Below are 9,582 nucleotides of genomic sequence, written 5' to 3'. Positions count from 1 at the left end.
GAAGTGAAACGCCGTAGCGCCGATGGTAGTGTGGGGTCTCCCCATGCGAGAGTAGGGAACTGCCAGGCATCAAACAAGTAAGAAGCCCTGTACTGACGTACAGGGCTTTTTGCGTTTTTGTCTTCGGGAAACGTTGCTGCATGTAGCGTCCCCGTTCGACAAAGATATCCCCTAATGCCTGACATATACGGTAAACTATCCCGGTTTTTGCATCTGGATAGCGTCTATGAATCACTCCCTTAAACCCTGGAATACCTTCGGCATTGACCGAAATGCCCATCAGATCGTACGAGCTGACGATGCCCGGCAGCTGCTGGCTGCATGGAATCACGCCACACAAAACCAACAGCCCGTTCTCATTCTGGGCGAGGGAAGTAACGTTCTCTTTCTGGATGATTTTGCCGGAACGGTGATCGTCAATCGCATTCGCGGGATCGCGGTGCAGGAGGCGGAGGATGGCTGGCATTTGCACGTGGGTGCAGGTGAAAACTGGCATAGCCTGGTGCAATTTACCCTCGAAAACGGGATGCCCGGGCTGGAAAATCTGGCGCTGATCCCGGGCTGTGCGGGATCATCCCCGATACAAAATATCGGTGCCTATGGCATCGAGCTTAAGCATGTTTGCGAATACGTTGATTGTATCGAACTGGCAACCGGCCAGGCGGTACGTTTGAGCGCCGAAGAGTGTCAGTTTGGCTATCGCGACAGCGTGTTCAAGCATGATTATCAGGATAAATTTGTCATTGTTGCGGTGGGCCTGCGCCTGACCAAGAACTGGCAGCCGGTTCTCTCCTACGGTGATTTGACCCGTCTGGATCCCGCGACAGTGACTGCGCAAGAGATTTTTGCCGCAGTCTGCCAAATGCGGATGAGCAAACTTCCCGATCCTAAAGTGAACGGCAATGCGGGGAGCTTTTTCAAAAACCCGGTCGTCACGGCAGAAACTGCGCAAGCCTTGCTCGCACAATGGCCGCATGCGCCGCACTATCCGCAGGTCGATGGCAGCGTCAAACTGGCCGCGGGCTGGTTGATCGATCAATGCCAGCTCAAGGGTACCACCTACGGCGGTGCCGCAGTCCATCGTCAGCAGGCGCTGGTGCTGATCAACGAAAATAACGCTACCAGCCACGACGTCGTGCAGCTGGCGCATCAGGTTCGACTGCGTGTCGGCGAGACGTTTAACGTCTGGCTCGAGCCCGAAGTGCGCTTTATCGGCTGTCGTGGCGAAGTGAACGCTGTGGAGGCTATCGCGTGAAGGACAATACTATTCCCCTGACGCTGATCTCTATCCTGTCGGATGGCGATTTTCATTCTGGTGAGCAACTTGGTGAGCGGCTGGGTATGAGCCGCGCGGCTATTAATAAACATATTCAGACCTTGCGTGACTGGGGAGTAGACGTCTTTACCGTGCCGGGCAAAGGTTACAGCCTGCCGGAACCTGTCCAGCTGCTGAATGAAGCCATGATCCGCAGTCAGATCACCGACAATAATGTTGTCGTGTTGCCGGTGATTGATTCTACCAACCAGTATCTGCTCGACAGGCTCAATGAGTTGCAGTCCGGTGACAGCTGCGTGGCGGAGTACCAGCAGGCCGGGCGGGGTCGACGTGGACGCAAATGGTTTTCACCTTTTGGTGCTAACCTGTATCTGTCCATGTACTGGCGACTTGAGCAAGGCCCCGCAGCTGCAATAGGCCTCAGCCTGGTGATTGGTATTGTGCTGGCAGAAGTGCTGCAATCACTCGGTGCGGAAAAAGTGCGCGTGAAGTGGCCAAACGATCTCTATCTCAACGATCGTAAACTGGCGGGCATCCTGGTGGAACTGACGGGTAAAACCGGCGATGCAGCGCAGATCGTGATCGGCGCGGGGATCAACCTCGTCATGCGCAACGTGCAGGCGGATGTCATCAACCAGGGCTGGATCAACCTGCAGGAAGCTGGGATCACTATCGATCGTAATGTTCTCGCGGTGCGTATCATTAAAGAGTTGCGCGACGCCCTGCAAACTTTCGAGCAGGACGGATTAACGCCGTTCCTTGCGCGCTGGGAAAAGCTGGATAACTTTGTTCATCGCCCGGTGAAACTGATTATTGGCGATAAAGAGATCTACGGAACGTCGCGCGGTATTGATGCTCAGGGGGCGCTGTTACTGGAGCAGGACGGGGTGATAAAACCGTGGGTAGGCGGGGAGATTTCGCTGCGCAGTGCCGAATAAGTTCTGGCACCGAAGGGGTAACCAGAATAATCCCTAAACAATTAGTTACCCTCTCTGAAACAGTTTGCGATGGGGTATAATCTGAAAGCAGCGGGGTGACAGTTGATTACCCTGCGTTTCGCCCTTCTGGAGAGTCATTTTGCGCGTCAGCCGTTCTTTAACTATCAAACAAATGGCGATGGTTACAGCCGTCACTATGGTGTTTGTTTTCGTTTTTTGCGTCATTCTGCTGTTTCATGCTATCCAGCAGAATCGCTATAACAAGGCTACGCAGCTTGAAAGCATCGCTCGCTCCATACGTGAACCCCTTTCTGCCGCCATTTTGAAAGGGGATATTCCTCAGGCAGAATCCATTATTAAAAGCATTCAGCCAGGCGGCATCGTCAGCCAGGCGGATGTCGTCCTGCCGAATCAGTTCCAGGCGCTGCGGATGAATTTTATTCCCGAGCGCCCGGTGCCGGTGATGGTGAAGCGCCTGTTTGAACTGCCGGTACAAATCTCGCTGCCGGTGTATTCCCTCCAACGCCCGGTTAATCCGCAACCGCTGGCGTACCTTGTCCTGCAGTCCGACTCCTGGCGGATGTACAAGTTCGTGCTCAGTTGGGTCTCCACGTTGGTGACCACTTACTTATTGCTCACGTTGATGCTCACCGTCGCGCTGACCTGGTGTATTAACCGCCTGATTGTCCATCCGCTGCGCCGCATTGCCCGTGAGCTGGATGCGCTCTCGCCGCAGCAGCAGGTAGGGCATCAGCTCGCCCTGCCGCGTCGTCTGCATCATGATGACGAAATCGGTATGCTGGTGCGCAGCTACAATCTCAATCAGCAGCGGATCCTGCGCCAGCATGAAGAATTTAGCCACAACGCAACCCGTTTCCCGGTCTCTGACCTGCCTAACAAAGCGTTGCTGATGGTACTGCTGGAGCAGGCGATCAAGCGCCAGCAATCCCTGGCGCTGATCGTGGTCGCCTGTGAAACGTTGCAGGATACCGCGGGCGTGCTGAAAGAGAGTCAGCGCGAGGTGTTGCTGCTGACGCTGGTCGAAAAGCTCAAATCGGCGATCGCGCCGCGTATGGTGTTGACCCAGGTGTCGGGCTATGACTTTGTGATTATCGCCAACGGTGTGACAGAGCCATGGCACGCTATTACGCTAGGTCAGCAAGTACTCACTGTTATTAATGAGCGGCTACCGGTTCAGGGGATCCAGCTGCGGCCAAGCGCCAGCATTGGGATTGCCATGTACCACGGCAAACTGACGGCAGAACAGCTTTATCGTCGGGCATTCTCTGCGGCCTTTACCGCCCGCCATAAGGGTAAGAACCAAATTGAGTTCTTCGACCCTGAGCAGATGGAAAAAGCGCAGCAGCGGCTGTCGGAAGAGAACGATATTCTGCTGGCGCTGGACCGTAATGACTTTGCCATCTGGCTCCAGCCACAGGTCGAGCTGAGCACCGGTCAGGTGAAAAGTGCCGAAGCACTGCTGCGTATGCGCCAGGCTGACGGCAGCTGGGAACTTCCTGAAGGGCTGATTGAGCGCATTGAAAGCTGCGGCTTGATTGTTGCCGTGGGTCACTGGGTGCTGGAAGAGTCCTGCCGTCTACTGTCCGCCTGGCAGTCGCGGGGGATCATGATGCCCCTGTCGGTGAACCTGTCGGCGCTGCAGCTGATGCATCCGACCATGGTTACAGAGCTGCTCGAACTGATTCATCGCTACCGGATCCGACCGGACACGCTGTTCCTTGAAGTGACCGAGAGCCGTCGTATTGACGATCCAAACGAGGCGGTGACCATTTTACGTCCGCTGCGTAATGCCGGGCTACGCATTGCGCTGGACGATTTCGGCATGGGTTATGCCGGGCTGCGCCAGCTGCAGCATATGAAAGCTCTGCCGGTAGACGTGCTGAAAATCGATAAGATGTTTGTCGATGGGCTACCTGAAGACAGCAGCATGGTGCAGGCGATTATCCAGATGGCACACAGTCTGAAGCTGGGGATCATTGCCGAAGGCATTGAAAACGAAGCGCAGCGCGACTGGCTGACCGCGTCCGGGGTCGAATATGGTCAGGGTTATCTGTTTGCCAAAGCCGTTCCGGTTGATCTGTTTGAGAGACGTTATCTTCATCCCGATAGCCATCAGGATAACGGCTGAAATGTTGCTGGCTTGTACGAGTCAGCTCAAAATTCTTAACATTTCCGTTTCAAAATGAGATCGCGATTCTATCTGTCCTGATTTATGGGTGCTATTTTAAGGCCGCAGGTGATTTTTACCCCTACAAATCCTGCGGCTATTCTTCCCAAGGACATCGTATGAAAACCTCTCTCTTCAAAAGTCTCTACTTTCAGGTACTGACCGCCATCACTATTGGTATTCTGCTGGGTCATTACTACCCTGAATTTGGCGCCCAAATGAAACCGCTTGGCGATGCCTTCGTTAAGCTGATTAAGATGGTGATCGCACCGGTTATTTTCTGCACCGTAGTGACCGGTATCGCAGGCATGGAAAGCATGAAAGCTGTTGGCCGCACGGGTGCGGTCGCGCTGCTCTATTTCGAAGTGGTCAGTACTATCGCCCTGATTATTGGCCTGGTAATTGTCAACGTGGTCCAGCCTGGCGCGGGCATGAACGTTGACCCGTCCACCCTGGATGCCAAAGCCGTCGCGGTTTATGCCGATCAGGCAAAAGACCAGGGCGTGGTCGCCTTCCTGCTGGATGTGATCCCCGGTAGCGTCATTGGCGCCTTCGCCAGCGGCAACATTCTGCAGGTGCTGCTGTTCGCCGTACTGTTTGGCTTTGCCCTGCATCGGCTCGGCAGCAAAGGCCAGCTGATTTTCAACGTCATTGAAAGCTTCTCGCAGGTGATCTTCGGCATCATCAACATGATTATGCGTCTGGCACCGATTGGTGCCTTTGGTGCGATGGCGTTCACCATCGGCAAATACGGCGTTGGGTCGCTGGTGCAGTTGGGTCAGCTAATCATCTGTTTCTACATCACCTGTATTCTGTTTGTGGTGGTGGTGCTGGGCGGTATCGCGCGCGCGGCGGGCTTTAATATCTTCAAATTTATCCGCTACATCCGCGAAGAGCTCTTGATTGTGTTGGGCACGTCATCATCCGAATCGGCGCTGCCGCGCATGCTCGATAAGATGGAAAAACTGGGCTGCCGAAAATCAGTGGTGGGGCTGGTCATTCCGACCGGGTATTCGTTTAACCTGGACGGCACCTCTATTTATCTGACGATGGCGGCGGTGTTTATCGCCCAGGCCACCAACAGCCACATGGATATCTTCCATCAGATCACCTTGCTGGTGGTGCTGTTGCTCTCCTCTAAAGGGGCGGCGGGGGTGACGGGCAGCGGCTTTATCGTGCTGGCGGCCACCATCTCGGCGGTGGGCCATTTGCCGGTCGCCGGGCTGGCGCTAATCCTCGGTATCGACCGCTTTATGTCTGAAGCCCGTGCGCTGACCAACCTGGTGGGCAACGGCGTGGCGACGGTGGTGGTGGCGAAGTGGGTGAAGGAGCTGGACCACAAAAAACTCGACGATACGCTGAATAATCGTGCGCCAGACGGCAAAACACATGGATTGTCCTCCTAAAATCTTCTCTCTGGCCCGCATTCCCTTGTCGGGGTGCGGGCTCCTGCGCATAATGACCTCTGTATACTTGTCATAATTCGATATGATTTATTTCAGGTAAATTTCACTTCTTGCCGTGACGTTTCACTTAACGCGCGGTCTAATCGGAATGTTTTGAACATCATATTTAGAGTGCGACAGGGCGTGTGGCACTCTTTGTAACCAGGAACGTTGATCAGGGGTTCACATGCAGGGCACAAAAATTCGACTCTTAACCGGCGGTTTGCTGATGATGGCAGCAGCCAGTTACGTGCAGGCTGACGCGCTCCAGCCGGACCCGGCCTGGCAACAGGGGACACTGGCGAACGGTTTTCAGTGGCAGGTTTTAGCCACGCCACAGCGCCCCAGCGATCGCATTGAAATCCGCCTTTCTCTGAATACCGGTTCCCTGACCGAGAGTACCCAGCAAAGCGGTTTCAGCCATTTCTTGCCGCGTCTGGCGCTGACCCAAAGCGGCAGTCTGCAGGCTGTGCAGGCGCGTTCATTGTGGCAACAGGGCATCGATCCAAAACGCCCGCTGCCGCCAGCGGTCGTCTCCTATGACTACACCATGTTTAACCTCAGTCTGCCAAACAACCGTAATGACCTGCTGAAAGAGGCGCTGACCTGGCTGTCGGATACGGCCGGTAACGTCTCCATTACGCCGGAAACGGTGAACTACGCGCTGAGCAACAGCGACATGGTCGCGACCTGGCCTGCGGATACCAAAGATGGCTGGTGGCGCTATCGCCTGAAAGGCTCTGCGCTGCTGGGACACGATCCGGCAGAGCCGCTGAAGCAGCCGGTCGATATTGAACAGGTTAAATCGTTCTACCAGACGTGGTACACCCCGGATGCCATGACCCTGATTGTGGTGGGTAACGTGGACAGTCGCGCGGTGATTGAGCAAATCAGCAAAACCTTCGGCGAGCTAAAAGGCAAACGCGCCACCCCGGCACCGGTACCCACTTTATCGCCGCTGCGCGCCGAGCCGGTCAGCATCATGACCGAATCCGTGCGTCAGGATCGGCTCTCAATCATGTGGGACAGCCCGTGGCAGCCAATTCGCGAGTCTGCCGCTCTGCTGCGCTACTGGCGCGCTGACTTAGCCCGTGAAGCGCTGTTCTGGCACGTTCAGCAAACCCTGAGCAAGAGTAACGCTAAAGATATCGGTCTTGGCTTCGATTGCCGGGTGCTGTTCCAGCGCGCCCAGTGCGCCATCAATGTGGAGTCGCCGGGCGACAAGTTGAATGCCAATATGGCAGTGGTGGCGAAAGAGCTGGCGAAAGTGCGTGAGAACGGGCTGTCAGAAGAGGAGTTCAACGCGCTGGTGGCGCAGAAAAACCTCGAGCTGCAAAAACTGTTTACCACCTATGCCCGCACCGATACCGATGTCCTGATCAGCCAGCGGATCCGCTCGCTGCAAAACCAGGTGGTAGATATCGCCCCGGAGCAGTATCAGAAGTTGCGTCAGGACTTCCTTAACAGCCTGACGGTGGAGATGCTGAGTCAGGATCTGCGTCAGCAGCTTTCTCAGGATATGTCGCTGGTCCTGCTGCAGCCAAAAGGTGAGCCGGAGTACAACATGAAGGATCTACAGGAAACGTGGGATAGCATTATGGCGCCGGCACAGCCTGCGGCAGCACCGTAAAGCGAGGTGGGTGCGGTCTGATGCCCTCACCCTCTCCCACAGAGAGAGGGTACAAACACTAAAAACGGCAACCTCAGGGTTGCCGTTTTGCTTTTACCTCGGCATCGCGTCACGTGGGATAATTGCCCCGCGATACTGAATCACCGTGCTGGCCGTCAGGTGGCCACGCTGTGCTGCCGCTTCTGGCGTGCCGCCCGTCAGACGTACCGCCAGATACCCGGCGCTGAAGGAATCCCCGGCCGCGGTAGTATCAATCACTTTTTCTTTCGCCAGCTTCACCGCCGGAACGTCGACTACGGCTTCACCCGTAACGGACACCAGGCACGAGTCTGCGCCACGCTTAATCACCACTTCCGCCACGCCAGCCGCATGAGTACGGGCAATTACCTCGTCGACTGGCTTCTCGCCCCACAGGGCATCTTCATCATCGAGCGTTAAGAAGGCGATATCGGTGTACTGCAGCATCTGGGTATAAACCTGCTGCGTCTCTTCACGGCTGGCCCACAGGCGCGGACGGTAGTTGTTATCGAAAATCACTTTGCCACCGTTAGCGCGGCATTCACGCAGCAGAGACAGCAGTTTTTCACGGCTACTCTGGCTAAGAATCGCCAGGCTGATGCCGCTCAGATAGAGATAATCGAAGTTCGCCAGCGCTTCACAAATCTGCGCAGCGCTGTCGCTCTCGAGCCAGAATTTGGCGGCAGCTTCGTTGCGCCAGTAGTAGAACGTGCGCTCGCCGGTGCTGTCGGTCTCAATGTAATAGAGCCCTGGCAGACGGTTTTCCATGCGCTGGGTCAGCGAGGTATCTACATTCTCGCTCTGCCATGCGTCAAGCATCTGCTGGCTGAAATTGTCCGTGCCCAGCGCCGTCACGTAGTTGACCGCCAGCGCGTCAGCGTCGACCTGACGGGCAATGTACACCGAGGTGTTTAACGTATCGCCACCAAAACCGCGGCTAACTTCTGCGCCTTTTTGGGACAGTTCGATCATGCATTCGCCGATCACGGCAATTTTTCTGGACATCGTCGAGAACCTGAAGAGTTTGATTGCGATTATTTTGCGCTGGCAGGTGGGTGGGGTCAACAATATTAAAACGACGTTCCATTATTTATTTGAACTGGAGCATGTTCCGCTTTTTTTTCTGTCATCAGAATTTCATTTTCACCTGCAACCCGACATAAAGTTCTCTTGCCATACGCCGATAACCCATTGATGCGTCCCGACAGGTCATTCCCCATTCAACAGGATATCTGAAATGAAGTTAAAGCAGGACATCCAGCTGCTCAGCATCCCGGAAGCAAGTGTTGAGAACTTGCAGGAGCATCGCTACTGGCTGCAATGTGAGCGTGCTTATACTTACCAGCCCATTTACCGCACTGACGGTAGCCTGATGGCGATTGAGATCCTGACCGTTGTGACCCACCCGTCAAACCCCGGTCAGCGGATCGCGCCGGATCGCTATTTTGCTCAAATCCCGGTGCGTCAGCGTCTGGACGTGCTGGAAGAGCAGCTCATTATGCTGGGAGCCAAACAGGACTTTTTCAAAACCAGCGGGATCCTCGCGTCGGTGAACGTCGATGGCCCCACCCTGCTGGCGATGCGCCAGGATGAAGGCCTGCAAAAAATGACCGAACAGCTGCCGTGGCTGCGTTTTGAGCTGGTGGAGCACGTCCGTCTGCCTCAGGACTCCTCGTTTGCCACCATGTGTGAATTTGGCCCCCTGTGGCTGGATGATTTTGGCACCGGCATGGCGAACTTCTCCGCCCTGAGCGAAGTGCGCTACGACTACATCAAAGTGGCACGCGATCTGTTCATCATGCTGCGCCAGACCCCGGAAGGGCGGAACCTGTTCACGCTGCTGCTGCAGCTGATGAACCGCTACTGCCAGGGCGTCATTGTCGAAGGCGTTGAGACGCTGGAAGAGTGGCGCGACGTACAAAACTCACCTGCCGCTGCGGCGCAGGGCTATTTCCTCTCCCGTCCGGTCCCCATGGAGACGCTCGACAGCGTTATCATCACTCTGTAAGCCCCGGCAGCTTCCCATAATAGCGCGTGACTAACGCGTTATTACCGGACGCTGCCGCCCCTTTTTCCCTGTCTGAACT

At 55.5% G+C, this 9,582-nt stretch carries 7 protein-coding genes; 6 read left to right on the top strand and 1 reads right to left on the bottom strand.

Features of this window, described 5'->3' with window-relative positions:
- Positions 1–226: 226 nt before the first annotated feature.
- The 5 genes from murB (at position 227) to ACRDD5_RS21315 (ending at position 7,477) form a co-directional block, all read left to right on the top strand.
- The gene (murB, locus tag ACRDD5_RS21335) at positions 227–1,255 is read left to right on the top strand and encodes a UDP-N-acetylmuramate dehydrogenase (protein WP_438677924.1); all 1,029 of its coding nucleotides are present in this window, start codon (positions 227–229) and stop codon (positions 1,253–1,255) included.
- A complete protein-coding gene (gene birA, locus ACRDD5_RS21330; protein ID WP_271282681.1) occupies positions 1,252–2,214 on the top strand; it encodes a bifunctional biotin--[acetyl-CoA-carboxylase] ligase/biotin operon repressor BirA in 963 nt (320 codons plus the stop codon). The genes murB and birA overlap by 4 nt, the downstream gene beginning before the upstream one ends.
- Before the next feature lie 139 nt (positions 2,215–2,353).
- Complete coding sequence (gene hmsP, locus ACRDD5_RS21325) at positions 2,354–4,363, top strand: biofilm formation regulator HmsP (protein ID WP_438677923.1); 2,010 nt, start codon at positions 2,354–2,356, stop codon at positions 4,361–4,363.
- Between the two features lie 158 nt (positions 4,364–4,521).
- The gene (locus tag ACRDD5_RS21320; protein ID WP_438677922.1) at positions 4,522–5,808 is read left to right on the top strand and encodes a dicarboxylate/amino acid:cation symporter; all 1,287 of its coding nucleotides are present in this window, start codon (positions 4,522–4,524) and stop codon (positions 5,806–5,808) included.
- A gap of 226 nt (positions 5,809–6,034) precedes the next feature.
- Positions 6,035–7,477: a M16 family metallopeptidase gene (locus ACRDD5_RS21315; protein WP_438677921.1), complete on the top strand. Its 1,443-nt coding sequence runs from the start codon at positions 6,035–6,037 to the stop codon at positions 7,475–7,477.
- 93 nt (positions 7,478–7,570) lie between these two features.
- Here the strand turns inward: ACRDD5_RS21315 and ACRDD5_RS21310 are convergent, their stop codons facing one another.
- Positions 7,571–8,500, bottom strand: coding sequence for a sugar kinase (locus tag ACRDD5_RS21310; RefSeq protein WP_271282677.1), 930 nt, complete (start codon positions 8,498–8,500; stop codon positions 7,571–7,573).
- A 232-nt stretch (positions 8,501–8,732) separates the two neighbouring features.
- Between ACRDD5_RS21310 and pdeH the strand changes: the two genes are divergently transcribed.
- A complete protein-coding gene (gene pdeH, locus ACRDD5_RS21305; RefSeq protein WP_271282676.1) occupies positions 8,733–9,503 on the top strand; it encodes a cyclic-guanylate-specific phosphodiesterase in 771 nt (256 codons plus the stop codon).
- Positions 9,504–9,582: the final 79 nt, after the last annotated feature.

Source organism: Silvania sp. (assembly GCF_051656365.1).
GTDB lineage: Bacteria > Pseudomonadota > Gammaproteobacteria > Enterobacterales > Enterobacteriaceae > Enterobacter > Enterobacter hatchlandensis.
This window is presented reverse-complemented; position numbering and strand designations above follow the sequence as displayed.